At 27.0% G+C, this 16,786-nt stretch carries 28 protein-coding genes and 1 pseudogene; 24 read left to right on the plus strand and 5 right to left on the minus strand.

Annotated features, from left to right (window positions below; translation table 11 throughout):
* The first annotated feature begins 84 nt into the window (after positions 1 to 84).
* Positions 85 to 1,524 (plus strand): leucyl aminopeptidase, encoded by a 1,440-nt coding sequence (locus JNUCC81_RS04665; protein WP_454095508.1) that lies wholly within the window; start codon positions 85 to 87, stop codon positions 1,522 to 1,524.
* 116 nt (positions 1,525 to 1,640) lie between these two features.
* On the opposite strand, the gene JNUCC81_RS04670 is transcribed toward JNUCC81_RS04665, so the two are convergent.
* A complete protein-coding gene (locus JNUCC81_RS04670; RefSeq protein ID WP_454095509.1) occupies positions 1,641 to 2,309 on the minus strand; it encodes a TMEM164 family acyltransferase in 669 nt (222 codons plus the stop codon).
* A gap of 205 nt (positions 2,310 to 2,514) precedes the next feature.
* Between JNUCC81_RS04670 and JNUCC81_RS04675 the strand changes: the two genes are divergently transcribed.
* The gene (locus JNUCC81_RS04675; RefSeq protein WP_454095510.1) at positions 2,515 to 3,477 is read left to right on the plus strand and encodes a 2Fe-2S iron-sulfur cluster-binding protein; all 963 of its coding nucleotides are present in this window, start codon (positions 2,515 to 2,517) and stop codon (positions 3,475 to 3,477) included.
* Between the two features lie 19 nt (positions 3,478 to 3,496).
* Complete coding sequence (locus JNUCC81_RS04680; RefSeq protein ID WP_454095511.1) at positions 3,497 to 4,462, plus strand: FAD-dependent oxidoreductase; 966 nt, start codon at positions 3,497 to 3,499, stop codon at positions 4,460 to 4,462.
* Positions 4,463 to 4,839: 377 nt separating this feature from the next.
* On the opposite strand, the pseudogene JNUCC81_RS04685 reads toward JNUCC81_RS04680, so the two are convergent.
* Positions 4,840 to 5,919: pseudogene (locus JNUCC81_RS04685) on the minus strand (recombinase family protein); the annotation flags it as partial.
* Positions 5,920 to 6,133: 214 nt separating this feature from the next.
* Here JNUCC81_RS04685 and JNUCC81_RS04690 point away from each other — a divergent pair.
* The 4 genes from JNUCC81_RS04690 (at position 6,134) to JNUCC81_RS04705 (ending at position 7,526) form a co-directional block, all read left to right on the plus strand.
* Positions 6,134 to 6,295, plus strand: a complete 162-nt coding sequence (locus JNUCC81_RS04690; protein ID WP_454095512.1) for a hypothetical protein — start codon at positions 6,134 to 6,136, stop codon at positions 6,293 to 6,295.
* A gap of 224 nt (positions 6,296 to 6,519) precedes the next feature.
* Positions 6,520 to 6,696, plus strand: a complete 177-nt coding sequence (locus JNUCC81_RS04695) for a hypothetical protein (protein WP_454095513.1) — start codon at positions 6,520 to 6,522, stop codon at positions 6,694 to 6,696.
* Between the two features lie 114 nt (positions 6,697 to 6,810).
* On the plus strand, positions 6,811 to 7,188 hold the full coding sequence (locus JNUCC81_RS04700; protein ID WP_454095514.1) for a YtxH domain-containing protein: 378 nt from the start codon (positions 6,811 to 6,813) through the stop codon (positions 7,186 to 7,188).
* Between the two features lie 2 nt (positions 7,189 to 7,190).
* Complete coding sequence (locus tag JNUCC81_RS04705) at positions 7,191 to 7,526, plus strand: hypothetical protein (protein ID WP_454095515.1); 336 nt, start codon at positions 7,191 to 7,193, stop codon at positions 7,524 to 7,526.
* A gap of 17 nt (positions 7,527 to 7,543) precedes the next feature.
* Here the strand turns inward: JNUCC81_RS04705 and JNUCC81_RS04710 are convergent, their stop codons facing one another.
* Entirely contained in the window at positions 7,544 to 7,762 is a 219-nt protein-coding gene (locus JNUCC81_RS04710) for a KTSC domain-containing protein (RefSeq protein WP_454095516.1), read from the minus strand.
* 569 nt (positions 7,763 to 8,331) lie between these two features.
* Here JNUCC81_RS04710 and JNUCC81_RS04715 point away from each other — a divergent pair.
* Complete coding sequence (locus JNUCC81_RS04715; protein ID WP_454095517.1) at positions 8,332 to 8,688, plus strand: hypothetical protein; 357 nt, start codon at positions 8,332 to 8,334, stop codon at positions 8,686 to 8,688.
* A 216-nt stretch (positions 8,689 to 8,904) separates the two neighbouring features.
* On the opposite strand, the gene JNUCC81_RS04720 is transcribed toward JNUCC81_RS04715, so the two are convergent.
* A complete protein-coding gene (locus JNUCC81_RS04720; RefSeq protein ID WP_454095518.1) occupies positions 8,905 to 9,345 on the minus strand; it encodes an ImmA/IrrE family metallo-endopeptidase in 441 nt (146 codons plus the stop codon).
* A 14-nt stretch (positions 9,346 to 9,359) separates the two neighbouring features.
* Complete coding sequence (locus JNUCC81_RS04725) at positions 9,360 to 9,755, minus strand: helix-turn-helix domain-containing protein (protein ID WP_454095519.1); 396 nt, start codon at positions 9,753 to 9,755, stop codon at positions 9,360 to 9,362.
* Positions 9,756 to 9,947: 192 nt separating this feature from the next.
* On the opposite strand from JNUCC81_RS04725, the gene JNUCC81_RS04730 reads away from it, so the two are divergent.
* From JNUCC81_RS04730 to JNUCC81_RS04805, 16 genes are all read left to right on the plus strand, one after another.
* Positions 9,948 to 10,154 (plus strand): helix-turn-helix transcriptional regulator, encoded by a 207-nt coding sequence (locus JNUCC81_RS04730; protein WP_454095520.1) that lies wholly within the window; start codon positions 9,948 to 9,950, stop codon positions 10,152 to 10,154.
* 204 nt (positions 10,155 to 10,358) lie between these two features.
* Positions 10,359 to 11,141, plus strand: a complete 783-nt coding sequence (locus JNUCC81_RS04735) for a phage antirepressor (RefSeq protein ID WP_454095521.1) — start codon at positions 10,359 to 10,361, stop codon at positions 11,139 to 11,141.
* A gap of 64 nt (positions 11,142 to 11,205) precedes the next feature.
* On the plus strand, positions 11,206 to 11,415 hold the full coding sequence (locus JNUCC81_RS04740) for a hypothetical protein (protein WP_454095522.1): 210 nt from the start codon (positions 11,206 to 11,208) through the stop codon (positions 11,413 to 11,415).
* Positions 11,416 to 11,426: 11 nt separating this feature from the next.
* Positions 11,427 to 11,567 (plus strand): hypothetical protein, encoded by a 141-nt coding sequence (locus JNUCC81_RS04745; protein WP_454095523.1) that lies wholly within the window; start codon positions 11,427 to 11,429, stop codon positions 11,565 to 11,567.
* A gap of 28 nt (positions 11,568 to 11,595) precedes the next feature.
* Positions 11,596 to 11,970 (plus strand): hypothetical protein, encoded by a 375-nt coding sequence (locus JNUCC81_RS04750; RefSeq protein ID WP_454095524.1) that lies wholly within the window; start codon positions 11,596 to 11,598, stop codon positions 11,968 to 11,970.
* A 10-nt stretch (positions 11,971 to 11,980) separates the two neighbouring features.
* A complete protein-coding gene (locus JNUCC81_RS04755; protein ID WP_454095525.1) occupies positions 11,981 to 12,835 on the plus strand; it encodes a DnaD domain protein in 855 nt (284 codons plus the stop codon).
* Positions 12,810 to 13,508 carry an ATP-binding protein gene (locus JNUCC81_RS04760; RefSeq protein ID WP_454095526.1) on the plus strand — a complete coding sequence of 233 codons (699 nt, stop codon included), beginning with the start codon at positions 12,810 to 12,812 and terminating at the stop codon, positions 13,506 to 13,508. Before JNUCC81_RS04755 ends, JNUCC81_RS04760 begins: the two co-directional genes overlap by 26 nt.
* Before the next feature lie 10 nt (positions 13,509 to 13,518).
* Positions 13,519 to 13,641, plus strand: a complete 123-nt coding sequence (locus tag JNUCC81_RS04765; protein ID WP_454095527.1) for a hypothetical protein — start codon at positions 13,519 to 13,521, stop codon at positions 13,639 to 13,641.
* The gene (locus JNUCC81_RS04770) at positions 13,642 to 13,770 is read left to right on the plus strand and encodes a hypothetical protein (RefSeq protein WP_454095528.1); all 129 of its coding nucleotides are present in this window, start codon (positions 13,642 to 13,644) and stop codon (positions 13,768 to 13,770) included.
* 2 nt (positions 13,771 to 13,772) lie between these two features.
* Positions 13,773 to 13,895, plus strand: a complete 123-nt coding sequence (locus tag JNUCC81_RS04775) for a hypothetical protein (RefSeq protein WP_454095529.1) — start codon at positions 13,773 to 13,775, stop codon at positions 13,893 to 13,895.
* Positions 13,896 to 14,102: 207 nt separating this feature from the next.
* The gene (locus JNUCC81_RS04780) at positions 14,103 to 14,438 is read left to right on the plus strand and encodes a hypothetical protein (protein ID WP_454095530.1); all 336 of its coding nucleotides are present in this window, start codon (positions 14,103 to 14,105) and stop codon (positions 14,436 to 14,438) included.
* Between the two features lie 13 nt (positions 14,439 to 14,451).
* Positions 14,452 to 14,652 (plus strand): hypothetical protein, encoded by a 201-nt coding sequence (locus tag JNUCC81_RS04785; RefSeq protein WP_454093590.1) that lies wholly within the window; start codon positions 14,452 to 14,454, stop codon positions 14,650 to 14,652.
* A 27-nt stretch (positions 14,653 to 14,679) separates the two neighbouring features.
* Positions 14,680 to 14,844, plus strand: a complete 165-nt coding sequence (locus JNUCC81_RS04790; RefSeq protein ID WP_454093589.1) for a hypothetical protein — start codon at positions 14,680 to 14,682, stop codon at positions 14,842 to 14,844.
* Between the two features lie 24 nt (positions 14,845 to 14,868).
* Positions 14,869 to 15,033, plus strand: coding sequence for a hypothetical protein (locus tag JNUCC81_RS04795; RefSeq protein WP_454095531.1), 165 nt, complete (start codon positions 14,869 to 14,871; stop codon positions 15,031 to 15,033).
* A gap of 309 nt (positions 15,034 to 15,342) precedes the next feature.
* Entirely contained in the window at positions 15,343 to 16,194 is an 852-nt protein-coding gene (locus JNUCC81_RS04800) for a leukocidin family pore-forming toxin (RefSeq protein ID WP_454095532.1), read from the plus strand.
* Positions 16,195 to 16,504: 310 nt separating this feature from the next.
* Positions 16,505 to 16,675 (plus strand): hypothetical protein, encoded by a 171-nt coding sequence (locus tag JNUCC81_RS04805; protein ID WP_454095533.1) that lies wholly within the window; start codon positions 16,505 to 16,507, stop codon positions 16,673 to 16,675.
* Positions 16,676 to 16,786 lie beyond the last annotated feature (111 nt).

Genomic DNA, 16,786 nt, shown 5'->3' on the forward strand with positions numbered 1-16,786 from the left:
TTTCTTTAGACAATTAATGTAAGCTACCATTAACAGGTAGCTTTTTACATATAAATAAAGAGTATAAAAAATAGGAGGGGTTTTATGAATTTTAAAAATATTAACACAAACTTAGAAAGATTAAATGAAAACATAGTAGTAATAACTTCATTTTTAAATGAAAAAGTTGAAACTGGTTTTAATGAATTAAATTTAATAGTAAGTGACTTTAAGGGAAAATACAATAAAATAGAAACTGTAAAAGCTTTTGTTGAAGGCAAAATAATAAAAGTGTGTTTAGTTGGACTAGGGGAAATAGAAGAATTAGACAATGAAAAGATTAGAGTTGTAGGCGGTAATTTAGCTAAAAAATTAAAATCTATGATAAAAGATGAAGCTATTAATGTAGATGTATTAAGTGGTGATTTATGTGAAGAAGGAGCTTATGCATTAGTAGAAGGTATAATCCTTGGAGATTATGAATTTAAAAAATATAAAACTAATCATAAAGCAAAAGTAATCGATACTATAAATCTTTATACAAAAGAAGATGTATCTAAGGCTATAGAAAAAGGAGAATTATTAGCTAAAGCTACTATAGTAGCTAGAGATTTAGTTAATGAACCTGCAAATGTAATATATCCAGAAACTTTAGCGAATGAAGCTATTAAATTAGGAAATGAATATGGATTTGAAGTTGAAGTTTATGAAGAAGAAAAAATAAAAGCATTAGGTATGGAAGCATTTTTATCAGTAGCTAAAGGCTCAGAAAAGAAACCTAGATTTATAGTTATGAGATATATACCAAATAAAGAAGATAAAGAAATATTAGGATTAGTAGGTAAAGGATTAACATTTGATACAGGCGGATATTCTATAAAACCAACAAGTTCTATGGTAAATATGAAAACTGATATGGGTGGAGCAGCAAGTGTTATAGGTGCGATGTGTGCGATAGCTAAGGATAAGATAGATAAAAATGTTGTAGCAGTTGTAGCAGCTTGTGAAAATGCTATATCAGGTAAAGCTTATAAGCCAGGAGACATAATAAACTCTATGGGTAAAAAGACTATAGAAGTATTAAACACAGATGCAGAAGGAAGACTTACATTAGCAGATGCAGTTTATTATATTGTAAATAATGAAAAAGTTACAAGTATATTAGATATAGCAACTTTAACAGGTGCAGCTATAGTAGCATTAGGAACTGTTGCTAGTGGAGTTATAACAAATAATGATGATTTTTATAATGAATTAGAAAAAGCAAGTAAACTATCAGGAGAAAAAATATGGAGACTTCCTGTATTTGATGAGTATAAAAGCTTAATAAAAGGTAGTGAAGCAGACTTAAAAAATAGTGCTGGAAGAGAAGGTGGATGCATAACAGCAGGACTGTTTGTAGGAGAGTTTGTAGGAAATACTCCATGGTTACATGTAGACATAGCAGGAACAAGCGAAAGCGCTAAATCATTAGGATATAAATCTAAAGGAGCAACAGGAGAAGGGGTAAGAACTCTTTATTACTTAGCTAACATAAAAAAATAGATTTAGAATCGTTCCAAGGTATGTTATAATTTAATTAGCCTAAGATTTTTATTTTCTTCTTACATTCAAAATTGAAAATAAAAACAATCAGCTCGCCATCATCAGCGAGCTTTTTTTTATTTCCTTTTTTTCAAATTATATATTTTATTATCATTATCAAATATAAGTGATGGTATATAAACAATAGTTGTAACCAACATAAAGATTAAAATACTTAATATATTAAAATTTGAAAAACTATAAGAATAATGAGATGCAGTAACAGTATTTAAAATAAATATAAATGAAAAATAAGCCACACACATCATTAAATTTTCTTTTATAGCGGTATTACTTACCTTAAACTTTCTAACTTCCATTAAATAAACATTAGCATAAATAAGTATGAACTTAGCGAATATATCTAAATAATATAAAATATTAGGGAATCTATACCCTAAATCAGGGAAAAATATCAACTCTCCAACAGCACAAACTATGCTCCAAGAGAAGAATATATTGAATAATTGGTATTGCTTAAAAAATAAAATAGCTATACAAATATATGCACAAAATCTACTGAGCCCAATTGGTAAAGATGTAAAAACATCATAACCTCCCATAGAAACAATAGAGACCTGCTCAAATACTATTTCTAAAATTATTAAACCGCAAATTATTTTTTCAACAATATAACTATGAGGTAATAAATTTCTAGTAAGTCTTGGAGAAAAATATAAAAATATAGCAAAAATTAAAAGTACAATTAAATGTTCCTTTGAAAAAAAGAAGGTATTCTCAACCATAAAATTCGCTCCTATTAACAAGTATTTATATAGATTATATTCACAACAACCCAAATAGGTATATAAGTTCTTTATATATTAAAGTATATTTTTTATAAAAATAAAATAGAAGTAGTAAATAAAATTACTAGTGTAACAAATTATCCTTAAAATAATAAATTAATAGTATACAGTTTAAGACAATTATAAATATCATTTTAAGGAAGTGGATAAGTTGAAAAAAGCCAATAATCAAATATGCGCTGATGCAGGTGGGAAATACTGTCCATGTCATCTTGCCTATTCAGGAGATTGTATAAAATGTAGTTTGATACAAGGGTGCAGAACTTGCGACTGTAAGTGGCAAGGGGTATGTATCTATAATCAATTACAACACAGCAAAAACGTATCTGTCAATGAAAGAAAAGAAGTACTATGCCAAATCATTGAAACTAAAGAGGTAGAAAACAATACTTTTTGGATTAAAATACAAGTGCCAAAATATTTAACAAATGATTTGTGTAGTCCAGGTGCATATGTATTGCTAAAAAGTAAGGACAAGGATAACCAAATATTTAATACACCTATCTCAGTTATGGATGTAGATTTAGAAAGGGGTATATTAGAAGTTGTTATTAAGCCAGTAGGGATAAAAACAAAATCTATTATAAGCTTTGATGAAGTATGGGTAAAAGCACCATATTTTAATGGGATTTTTGGGATAAAAGAGATAAAAACTAATTCACATGCAAATTGTGTAGTAGTTTTAAATGGACTATCACAGGTTAACTCTATTAACGTAATAAAAAGACTATTAAGAAACCATAATAAAGTAGAAGTATTTATTAACAATAAGGCTAGTGTATTAGATGTAGTCATAGATAAAATAATAAATCTAGGAGTAAATATACAAAGTATAGACTTATATGAAGATAAAGACTTTTTAATCGATTATATCAGAAGAAATAATTCAGAGTTTGTTTATAGTGGAGGATCAGCTAAATTTAGTAAATATATTATGGAGCTTGTAGATAGTATTGATGAAAATATTAAGCTAGCTATCTCAAATAATAATCTAATATGCTGTGGAGAAGGCATTTGTGGTGCATGTACTATAAATATAAATGGAGAGAGAGTTAAAACGTGTAAAGCACAAGTTGATAGTAGAGAATACTTAAAAACTATCTAATTTATTAGGGGGGAATAAAATGGCTAAAGTAGTTGTTATAGGAGGCGGATGGTCAGGGTGTGCAGCTGCCATATCTGCTAAAAAAGCCGGAGCTGATGTTATTATACTAGAAAGAACAGATTTATTATTAGGTCTTGGTAATGTTGGTGGAATAATGAGAAATAATGGGAGATTTACAGCAGCGGAAGAAGCTATAGCGTTAGGAGCAACAGAGCTGTTTGAACTTACAGATAAGTATGCAACACATACTAATATAGATTTCCCAGGTCATAAACACGCAACTATATATAATGTAACTCAAATAGAAAAACCAATAAGACAAAGAATTTTAGATATGGGAATAGAAATAAAATTCTTTGCTAGAGTAGTAGATGCATATATGGAAGACAAAAAATTAAAAACTATAGTACTTGAAAGTGGAGAAAAAATTGATGCGGATGCTTTTGTAGAAACAACAGGTTCGTCAGGTCCTATGGGCAATTGTGAAAAATACGGTAATGGATGTGCTATGTGTGTATTAAGATGTCCATCTTTTGGTGGAAGAGTTAGTATAACTAGTAGATGTGGTGTTGAAGATATGATAGGTAGAAGAAATAATGGAGACTATGGTGCATTTAGTGGCTCTATGAAATTATTAAAAGAATCTTTAAGTGACGAAATTCAAAATGAATTAAATGAAAAAGGTTGTGCAGTAATTCCACTTCCACAAGAGTTAAAAAATGAAGAAAAGCTTGATATAAAAGTATGTCAACAATATGCATTACCTGCTTTTGCTGATAATATAGTATTAATTGATACAGGTCATGCTAAGTTTATAGTATTGCGACAGTTTGGAAAGATTAGGAAGAGTAGGATCATCTACTCTTTTTTTTTACTTCCCCAAAAATTCATTTCAATCTCTTCTGTATTTCCATCCCATGTAAGAGTATCTATTATCAGTCCTAACATAAACTTTTTCTTTTTAATATCATCAATTTTGTTATAATGTGTTTTAAACTCATCTAAAGCATTTAATACAATTCCAATATTTTTAATACTATTATTTGTATTATTAATATCATCTAATATATAGTTATATTTAGATTCTAAGTCTTTAATATCTGATGTAATATCATTTATTTTATCTTTAAGAATTTGAGTAACATCAGAATTAAAATCTGCTAACTTATCTATAAGATTGTTTAATTGATTTCTTTTATTTTTTATTTCGCTTTCCAGACTTTTTAATAAACTTTTATTATCTGTTATAGATGCATCATCTAAAGCAAGTTTACCTAATAATTTAGTTTTATCTAAATTCATGATGTTATCAACTACAGCTTGTTCAATATCAATACCTTTGACATTTGGATTATCACAAAGGGATCTCTTTGATGTAATAGCTAAAGTACAAGCATAGTAATGGTGATTTCGACCATATGAAACTCTCATAGGAGAGCCACAATTAGCACATCTAATAAGTCCAGATAGAATTCCTTTACTTGAAGTACCTAATCTCATTGTTTTATTTTTATCCTTGTTTTTTAGCAACGTATTTTGGACTAGCAACCATTTATCAGCATCAATTATTCCTTTATGTTTAGCTACAGCTGCAATCCATTCGCTAACATCTCTTTTATTAAATGCATTATCTCTTTTGTTATAGGTAAGTATACCATATCCTTCTTTATCTCCTGTGACAAGCATACCCTTGTTTCTTAAGTATTCTAATACATTAACATTATTTTTAACATAAACAGGATTAGATAGGATTTTAGAGACTGTAGAAGCTGTAAAATATTTATCTCTTTTACTTTTATATTTTCCTTCTTGTAGATAAGCTACTACTTGATTGATAGAACCTAGTTCTAGATACTTATTATATATAATTTTTACTAAATTCATTTCTTTTTTATTTACTATAAGTTTAGCCATTTTACGTTCTTTCATTTCTTCATCTATATAAGTTATACTTTCAGAATCAAAACCAAGTGGAGGCATACCACCTAGCCATCTACCACTTTTTGCAAGTTCAAGCATGTTATCTTTAACTCTTTCAGCTATAGTTTCTCTTTCAAGTTGAGCAAAAACACTTGATATATACATCATAGCTCTTCCCATTGGAGTAGAGGTATCAAATTGTTCTTTGATAGATACAAAAGCTATATTATGTTTTTGTAAATCATCAATTAAATTTGCGAAGTCTCCTATATTTCTACTAACTCTATCTAATCTATAACAAAGCATCATATCAAACTCTTTTAATTTTGCTGAATTCATCATCTCTTGAAATTTTGGTCTATTTGTAGATCCTCCACTAAATCCTTCATCTTCATATATTTTTATATCAGTTACATTAGGATAGTGAAGCTTTATATAATCTTTACATAATTGTATTTGGTTTTCTATTGATTCACCTTTACCAGTGAATACTGATTTTCTTGAGTATATTGCTATTTTCATTTTTACACCCCTTTCAATTATAAATTATAGCAAAATATAATATATATCAATAATAAAACGATAATATAAGTAAAATATTCATAAAAATAATGGGTTATATAAAAAAGAGTATAGATTTTATAATTATGATAATATTATTGAAACAAATAATTAAGATAATTTATTTCAATGTATAAATTTTAATTTTAAAAGTAAAAAAAGTAAATGAGGTTAAATGATGATTTATGTATTAGTACTAATATACATTTTTATAGTTATAAAATTGCTAGAAAAATGTTATAAACACTATTGTATATTAAAAGAACTAGATAAGATAATAGATGATTTAATAGAGAGAAATAAAGCGATTGAAAGATACTTAGAAAAAGATAAATAAAAATACGTTAAAATATTGTTTTAAAACTATATATTAACTATGGGAGGTCGTTGACAAAATGAATAAAGAGAAATTATAAACATTTACTTTTAATTTTAATTGTACCTTTTATGATTTATTATTATTCTGTTTGTGTAAAAATTATAATTCATAGTGAGTATAGTTTAGAGTATATTATTATATCGTTTCTGCTTATGATCTTACCGTTAGTTATCTATAAATCTATGAAATTCGCATTAGAAAGAAAATATTATAAATCAATATCAATTATATTAATTTATACATCTATATTTTCTTTTGTACTATATTTCGAAATTGGATTCTTAAAAGACAAAAAGATATACAATAATATAAGTACTAATACCATAAAAATAGAAAATAATACGAATGAAAAAGACTAGAACTATCTAGTATTTTTATATTTCAATTTAATAAAAGTTAAAAAAAATAGAATATAATGTAAAAAAAGATGATATTATTAGTAAAATTAAAAATCAATTAAGGAGTTGGAAAATATGAATTTATCCAAAAAAATAGAAGAGAAAAGAAAACTTAAACAAAGAGAAATAAGAACTAAAAATATAAAAGTAGCCACAATGGGGGTAGTAGCAGGAATGTTGACCGGAGCAATAGGTGGTATAATTCTAGCTCCTAAATCAGGCAAGGAAACAAGAAAAGATATCAAAGAAGTATCAAATAAGGTTGCATCGAAAGTAAATAATAAAGCATATGAAGCAAAAGGTATAATCAATGAAAAAATCAATATAATAGAATCTAAAAATAGAATAAAAGAGTATATAGATAAAAAGAAAAACAATACAGAAAATGAAGAAATTATAGAAGAGAAGATATTATTACTAGAAGGTAGTATAGAAGAAAAGGTAGATGCTTAATTATGTATATAGATGTAAATGTGATATACATAGTGGCCTCTATATTAGGATGTATAGCTTTAGTTTATTTGATATTTACTTTAAGTAATATGAATAAATTTATAAAAGACTTAAATGATTTAGTTTCGAATAATTCTAGTAATATACATAATTCATTGAATAAATTACCTGATGTAGTGGATAATTTCAATGAAATAAGTGAGAATGTAAAAGATGTTACGGAAGTAGTTACAGATGTCACAGCAGATTTTATTATTACTAAGGAGAATATGAAATCAAATGTTGAGATTGCATCTGAAATATTAAGTATATTAAAAAGTGTATTTTTATCAAAATAAAAAGCCTAGGTATTAACCTAGTCTTTTTTTATTTTACGAACTTTGTAACGACCTCTAACAGATGAGTGAAAATATTTAGTCTTATTTGGAGATGATAAAAAATTAATATAGATATGTGTAGGTACGTTATAGAAATCAAATATATTAGAAGATTTTGATTCAACTCTTAAAATTCTAGAGTTTCTATCGTATCCAATAGAGACTATCCCACCTGAAGATATAGGTATCATTTGCATATTTCCAATCTCCTTTCAGATATTATATATTTGTTAAATTATAAAATTAAATAAAGAAAAAATGTCTATAAATACAAACCTAAATATTTTAAAGTAATAAGGAAAAAAATCGATATTAGTGATATTAGAGTAATGAATTAAAGATTATAATGCTCTGAATTAGTATTAGAGAATTTTAATATATAGAATTAATTTTTTTAATTAAATATATAAATGGAAATATTAAAAAAATGAAAAGAATAGGAAAATTGAAGCCTAGTCTTTTTGGTATGTTTTATAATTTTCAACTAATTTAAATTTGATATATGTTTATATAGAATAAATTTGAGAAAAACTTATAAAAAATATTTTATAAATTACGAATTATATAAAATTATTATGGATTTATAATTAATTTATATAATAACTTTACATACATATAAATTATTTTATATATGAATAAATGCGAAATATATAGATATAGTCTATAATTGTAAATTAAACGACAACATAAAATGACTAAATAAGACATTGACGATATGATATAGTATTATTTGGAATAATCGTAGGATGTAGGGGGTAATAAATATATGAAAAAAAGTAAAGTATTAATAACAAGTATGGTTTTAGGTATATTATATTCAGTTTATCTTGTAGCTTATTTCTCAGGAGCTATAGGGAACTCATCTGATGCAGCACAAACATTAGGGGCATCAATTGCAGCAACTTTAGTTATGCCTCATATGGCCTGTGTGGCGATAGCAGCTATATTCTCAATAGTTGCAGTTATAACGAATAAAGCATGGGCTGGATTAACAGCAATGATATTGTATTTTGTAAGTGGAATATTATTTTTACCTTATGTAATCTTCTCAGCTGTTATAGGAATACTAGCAGTATTTGGATGGATAAATATGAGAAAGATTCAACTAGAATATGCTAATTAAGTGAAAAAAAGATGTAGGTGACTACATCTTTTTTTATAGTTCTTTTGGCTTATACAGTTGTTCTTGAGGATATTGATTTTTTATACTTGGTTTTCTAACTCCTATTTTCATATTACCCCACTTAAAATGTTATATATAGAATTAGATTTATACATTAGAAGTTCATCTAGAACTTGCAAATGTTAAATTATTTAACTAGATAAAATATTTATTAATTTACTCCCTAATTTTGTACATAATAAATTCTTCTGGAACACTAAAGTAACCACTTAGCTGACCTATAGTTATATATTCATATCCAGTAGAAAATTTATTTAAATCTTCATCTGTTATTAATAGATGAGCAGCGAAGTTGTTTGCCTCATTTTCATATTTATCAGTAATACAAAAAGTATAATTACTCAAAAAACATACATTAAATTCTTTATGTAATAAAGCATGTCCAAGCTCATGAGCTAAAACTGGCTTAAGTTCATCCTTTGAAAAACTATTATTTAAATGTATTATAGGTGTACCTAAAACATTTTGAAAAAGTCCTTTAATATTTCCTAATGGTTCAAAAAGTACAGGTATATTTAAAAGCTTACATAATTCATATGGATTGCGAGTTTTATATTTATTTGCTAGATTATCTGCTATATTTTTTATTCTCCCCATAAAACTACAACCCCTTATTTTTTAGACTTCATACTCTTAGCATACTCAATACCATTTTTTATAGCATTTCTTAAAAGTATAAGGTCATTATCGTCAATTATTTCTCCATTAAGCATCAGACCTTTTTGGTCAAGTATTTGGCTCATGGTTTCTTCAAGAAGTTCTTCAACATCTTTTTCATTTTCTATATGAAGCTTGTTATTACTATTCTTTACATCTGTTCTTCCAAGAAGATAATCTAGGGACACATCAAAAAAATCAGCTATAGATGTAAGAGTATCTTTATCTGGAAATCGGTCATTTGATTCGTAGTATCCGATTACTCTACCAGAAACATTTAGTTTTTCTCCTAGCTCCTTTTGTGTATGACCAGAATTTTTTCTTAATAATTTTAATCTATCTCCAAACATGTATTATTTTACCTCCTATTAAAAATAAACAATATGTTCTATTTACAAAATAAATATAACATATTGTTCTATAAATAGAAACTAACAAAAAATAAAGGAACAAAACATTCTTAAAAAAGATTGACAAAGAACAATTAGTTCTATAATATAATAAATATAAAAAGAACAGTAAGTTCTAAAAGGGAGGCTCAAATGTTCAGAAGCAATTTAAAGCTATATAGAACTAGAAAAAATATAACTCAAGTAGAACTAGCAAAAAAGACAGGAGTTACAAAAGATTATATATCTATGATAGAAAGAGGAAAAAGAAATCCTGGTATATTTTTAGCAAAGAAAATATCCATTATATTAGATGCAACATTAGATGAAATTTTTTTTGCGAATAAAAAGAACAATTAGTTCCTAAAAATAAGAAGTCAAAAAATTTATAATCATAAAATGTGTAGATAATGATGGAAAGCTGGAGGTGATATTATCGCACTCAGGTTAAAAAGAGAAAAGTGGTTTCTAACAGAAGATAGATTATATAAAGTTTTAATGCAAATTAGCAAATCATTTTAAAATAAATTATAAATAATGATGGTTGTAAAAAGGAGGTATAACATGAGTAAATTAATAAAATTTAGGAATTTTGAATTTGGAGAAATAAGAGCATTAGAAATTAATAATGAGTTATATGTAATAGCTACAGATATAGCGAAGAGTTTAGGATATGCTAATCCTCATAAAGCTATAAAAGATCATTGTAAAAAAGTTAAAAAAATATGGACTAACGATTCGTTAGGTCGTAGACAAGAAGTTAATGTAATACCAGAAGGAGATATATACAGACTTATTTCAAAATCTAAATTACCAAATTCTGAAAGGTTTGAAGGTTGGGTATTTGATGAGGTATTGCCACAAATAAGACAAACTGGTGGATATATACCAATAACTCAAGAAGATGATGAAAAGACTATAATGGCAAAAGCTTTAATGATTTCAAAAAGAACTATTGAGCAAAAAGATGCATTACTTGCTCAAAGAGAGCAACAAGTACAACAACTTACTTATGAGGTTGAATCAAAAGATAGGTATTTAAATCAAATAGCACAATCACAAAATACTATATTAGTAAGAGAATTAGCAAAAGTTATATCAAGAGATCAACTGATAATAGGGGAAAGACGATTGTGGGAAAAGCTTAGATCTTGGGGACTTATATTAAAAGGTAAAACAGAACCAAGTCAAAGAGCAGTTGAAAGAGGATTGTTTGAAGTAAGTGAGAGTATATCAAGAGGTTCAAAGGGGACTTTTACTCATAGAACTACTAGAGTTACTGGTAAAGGTCAGGATTACATAATAAAGAGATTACTTGATGAAATAGAACAAGATATTTGTATATAAATAATTTTATTTAGGAATAGGACAAAATTTAATACTCATAAGAAATAGTAAGGGGGGATGTGGTATGGCAAGAAAAGAAAAAAAACGAGAATTCAAAGTTATTTGCAATTATCCATTAGAAGAAAATATGGATGAATTTCAAGATAGAATGTGTTTTGCAGTAGCGAAAGTCCTAAAAGAAGAAAAGTCTCCAGAGTGGATACAAGCTTTAATGAAAGCCTTAGAAAAATCAATTGAAAAAGATAAGAAAGAGAAAAGTGTTGCTACTAAATAGCAATGCTCTCAATGAGAAAATTAGGACAAGGTGGGAGTAAAATGGATATTAAAATATTACAAGAATTTATAAAAGAATATAAGTATATAAGTGATTTAGATAAAATGTTTAGCACTTTAAAGGCATATAAAAAGCTAAAAAATAAGTTTTAATAAAATTAATTTAGTGAGGAATGTACATATGATAAAAAATAATGCGATAGAAATAATAGCAGATGCTTTTATAGGAATAAAGGCACATAGTAAATTTAAATTAATAAAAGCAGACTTAGACAAATCTAGATATGTAGAAGCAACTTACAGATATAAGAATAAAGAAGAAAACAAAGACATAGAGCTGACTTTCTCTGTTCCAAGATTTTATATAAGTAACGAAGATCCTATAGTAGATATTGGAACTTTATCTACTATTTGTAGAAACTTAAGCTTACATGATAACTATTATATGAACTGTCTTAATATATCAAATGAAAAAATAAAGGCTGAGTTCTTCAATAGATTTGATAATACAACTATAAAGGTAAAAACATCTAGAGATAGTCTTTTAGATGCATAGGAGGACAAAAATGGCAGTAGTGAGAGTTGTAAAGGATAAGAATAACCCTTATGTTATGTTAAACAAAGCATGTTTGAAGGATGAAAGAATTTCATGGAAGGCTAAAGGACTTCATTCATATTTACTAAGTTTGCCAGATGATTGGCAGATATACATTGAGGATTTAAGAAAAAGAAGTAAGGATGGAAGAGATTCTACATCTAGTGCTATAAATGAACTTATAAAAAATGGATATATAAAAAGATATGCAAGACAAGATAAAGAATCTGGAAAGTTTATAGGTGGATTTGATTATGAGGTATATGAATTGCCTATAGAAGATGTTAATTATATTGATGACCGAGAATCGGAAAATCCGAAAATCGGAGAAACCGAAAGTCGGAAAAACCGAGAATCGGAAAACCCGAAACTACTAAATAATAAATATAAACTAAATAATGAAATAAACAAACTAATAATAAATTACTATCAAAAATACGTGGGAGTAATAACTCCTAATCACATAATAAAACTTTTAAGTTACTTAGATGATGATATGGAACATGAAGTGATTATAAGTGCTATTGATGAAATGGTAGGAGCAAACATTAGAGATATAAGATATTTATTTAAAATATTAAATAACTGGATAGAAAAAGGAATAAAAAATAGTGCCCAATTAATTGAGCACACAAACATATATAAAAATAAAAATTCACGTAGTAATAGTATAAACCAAAATAAGGTAAAAGATAATAGTTTTGGAGGAAATAGTTATGGAAAAGATTCAACAAATAACGAATCAAAATTGGATTCAGGATATAAAGAAGAAGTGGATGTCAAAGAACTTGCAGGAAAATATGGAATTGATATCAGTGAAATATAACTGTCCAAAATGTGAAGATAAAGAGTATACAATAACAAAAGATAATGCAGTTAAATGGTGCGAATGTAGAGAACAAAGATTGGCTAAAGAAAGAATTGAAAAAAGTGGGCTTAGTTATAGATTTGATAAAAATAAATTTAATAACTATAAAGTTAATAATTTTCAAAGGAAAAATGCAGTTGAAACTTGTTTAAAATATATAAAAAGTTTTGATAAAATGAAGTGCCTACTATTAGCAGGGCAAGTAGGTAGTGGGAAAACACATCTGGCCATAGCTACGTGTAGTGTACTACTTAAAAGTGTAGGTGTAAGATATGCAGACTTTGTAAATGAAATAGCAAGAATGAAATTTAATCAGTTAGATCAAGAAGATTTCACAAAAACATTAGATAAATATAGAAATGTAACTGTTCTTTTTATTGACGATTTATACAAGGGGGATGTATCTCCAGCAACTCAAAGAATAGTACAAGATATAGTCAATTATAGATATAACAATAATAAAGCAATGATTATAACAACAGAGCTTGATAAAGATGGATTACTAAAAATAAATGAGGCTACGGCAAGTCGAATTATTGAAATGTGCAGCTATGAAGAAAATGGAGAATGGAGTGAGTATATAGTTGAATTTAAAGGCAGAGAACTTAATCACAGGCTCTTTAAAAAATAAGTCTAGATGCGTGTTAAAGAAATTCGAATGTAGAAAATGTGGACAAGCCTATTTATATATAGTGAAAGAAAATATTAATATTATAAGTTGTGATATTTGTGCAACAATTATGAAAGCTAAAGGTGGAATATAGATGTCAATTTTAGAAGCAGCAGAAGAATTAAAAGTAAGAGCGGAAGATTTAAGAAAAGAAAATAAAAATATGAGTTTGTATGAAGCATATTTAATAGCAGCAAGAGAAATAAACTCTAAGGGGGATTAAAAATGGAAATTTTGAAAGATGCGTTAGCAGAATTATATAGTGAGTTTGGTAATGATGAAGTAGTAGTTGCTCTTAGTCAATACTTAGATAGATTAGTAGTAGAAGAACAAAAGAAATTAGGTTAAGTTGAGGGGGTATGAAAACAATGTAAAAATTAAATAGAAAATATAAAGAATTTCTAACTTATATGAATTTAGGTGGTAAGGATTACCTGGTAGAATAAGATACTGCGGAAGAAATTAGACTAATTGAAACAGATTGCTCAGCATGCGAAAAAATATAATAATGAAGAGTAAATAAAATCAGTATTTAGTTAGATGGAGGAGATTGTTATGGAGATAGAAAAAATAAAAGTTTATAAAATATATGATAGTGAGTTTATAGCATCAAAATGGAATCTTGAAGATACTAAAAAATGGTATGAAGAAGAGTATGGATTTGAAGATGTTGATATAGAAGAAGTGTCCGTTAAAGGTGGCATGTGGATACATGCAGATGAAAATGCAATTAAACAATTGGGGGATTTAGATGAGCTAAATACTAAAGAGTATATTGGTAGTATACAATGGAGTTTTGGACAGGTTTGGAAATGTATAACTATGGAAGAACAAATAGTAAAAAATGGTGACTTTGAAAAACCTTATTTATTATGTAGTACAGAACTTTAGAGGTGGTGTATATATGAGTGATAGAGAGAAATTAGAAAATCTAAAAGCAATGCTAGATACATTAATAGTTACTTGTAAAAACGAAATGTCAATAACAAATAAACTCTTAACTAAAACTAATAATACTAGAGAAAAGAGCAAGTTACAAAAAGAGCTAGCATTTTGGCAAGGTAAATTAGAAGTAGCCAAGTATGCAAGACATTTTGCAGAATAAAAAACATATTTTAGAGGTGGATATTAGATGGATAACTTGATTTTTGGGCTTATTATTATAGTCTTATTAACTATTGTACTTACACCTATAGTGAATTTATATAGAGCTTTAAATACAACGTTAGAAGAAATAACTATTAGGAAGAAAATAAGACTTAAAGAGTATAAACAAATACATAAAGATTTATTTTAGGTAATGAAAGGGAGATTTTGAGATATGGAAACTAGGTCGCTGAAAGTAACAATGAGTAAGGAATGTAAGTATGAATCACAGTGCCCAGAGTGTGAAGAGTGGGTTAGGTTAAAAGAAACTGGTAGAGGACTTGAGGGGATATGTAAAGAGTGTGGTCAATCCTTTACAGTAGTAACTTATAGAAGATAAAACGATGATTTAAGAGTCAGGAAAGCACATATGATTCAACAAGAAAGAGAAAAGACCGTTACAAGGATAAAAGCTATGTATTGGAAGAAGTAATTTATATAAGAAAATATATATATAAGAAAATACATAATTTTAAAATTGATTTTCCTAAACCTACAATTTTTACCATTAAGAGTATAAATATTTTGGCGTAAATTTGTCGAAATATTTCGAGAATAGTTAGAAATGGAACTATTTTGTTATATATGACATATATTTTTAGTGTGAGGATAACTCTCACATTAAAAATATATAGGAGGTAATAGATTTATGAGTGATCAAATTAAAACGTATACGTCTTCTAAAGTTTATAGCTTTAGTAATAAATTTAAGGTAGTACTTGATGGAACTTTTATTGATGATCCTAAGGATAATCAATTAACACTATTATTATCAACAGAAGGATCATTTATACCATCTGGAATGGTAAAAACAGGTGATTACTGGTGGGGTAAAATGATTTGGCCTTCAGTATATTCAATAGATGCTGATTTAATAGATAGAGATAATTCTAGAGCAAATATATTGAAGTGTGCACCAATAAATACTATAGAGACTATCAATGTTTCTGAAACTATGGGATATTCTATCGGTGGAAGTATCGATATAAAAGGATCTTCAAGTGATGGTGGAAGTGTTGAAGGTGGTGGCGGTGTTACTGGTAATTATACTGTATCTAAAACAATATCTTATAAACAGCCTGATTATCAAACAATTTTAAAAGAAAATACTTTAAATAAATCATTTTGGAATGTAAGCTTTAATAAAGATAAACAAGGATATGATAGAGATTCTTGGAATCCTGTATATGGGAATCAACTATTTATGAGAAGTAGATACTCAAATACAGGATTAAATAATCTAACACTTGATAATGATTTATCATCATTAATAGTAGGAGGATTTTCACCAAAAGTATTACTAGCAATAAAAAGACCTAGAACAGATTTTGGATCTGGGAATTATTCAGATGTGTTCAGATTAACTTTAATAAGAACTATGGATGAATATAATTTAAGCTGGACAAATACAGAATGGAAAGGAGTTAATAATAAAAATTATACTTCTGAAACTGCACTTGCTGAATTTCTTATAGATTGGGAACTACACCAAATAAGATAATTATAATTATCTTGTAATAAAAAAGGCACCTACGTATATTTAAGTAGGTGCCTATAAAACAACGATTTAGTTATGAGTATAGCAGATAACATAAATGAGTTAAAAGATGTATGTTTATATAGTTATTGTGATGATAATAACGTAAATATAGAAATAAATTTAAAAGTAAATGACCTCGGTAATTATAAGCTAAAAATAAGTAATAAAGAATTAACTAGAATGAAGGACCTTACTGAATTAGGTTTATTACTAAAAGAATGGTAAAATAAAAATATAAGCGAATAAAATAATAATTTGCGAGGTAGATAAAATGAAACTTACAGAAAATTTTATAAAAAAAGATACAAATGTAAAAACATGGAACTGGAGACAATATGATGGTGAACTAAAGTATGATTACGAAAAGGAACATCATAGTAAAGTTAAAACCTATAAGTTAAGTAAAGAAGAAATGAAAGAATACTTAAAAAAATTTAAGTAATACAACAATAGACTCAATAAATACATAATTAGATAAAGTAAACAATATAAAAATAGAAGTATGTAACTAAGAATTAAAATTTCTTGAACTTACTAAATAGCTTATATGAAA

This window comes from Faecalimicrobium sp. JNUCC 81 (genome assembly GCF_053667625.1).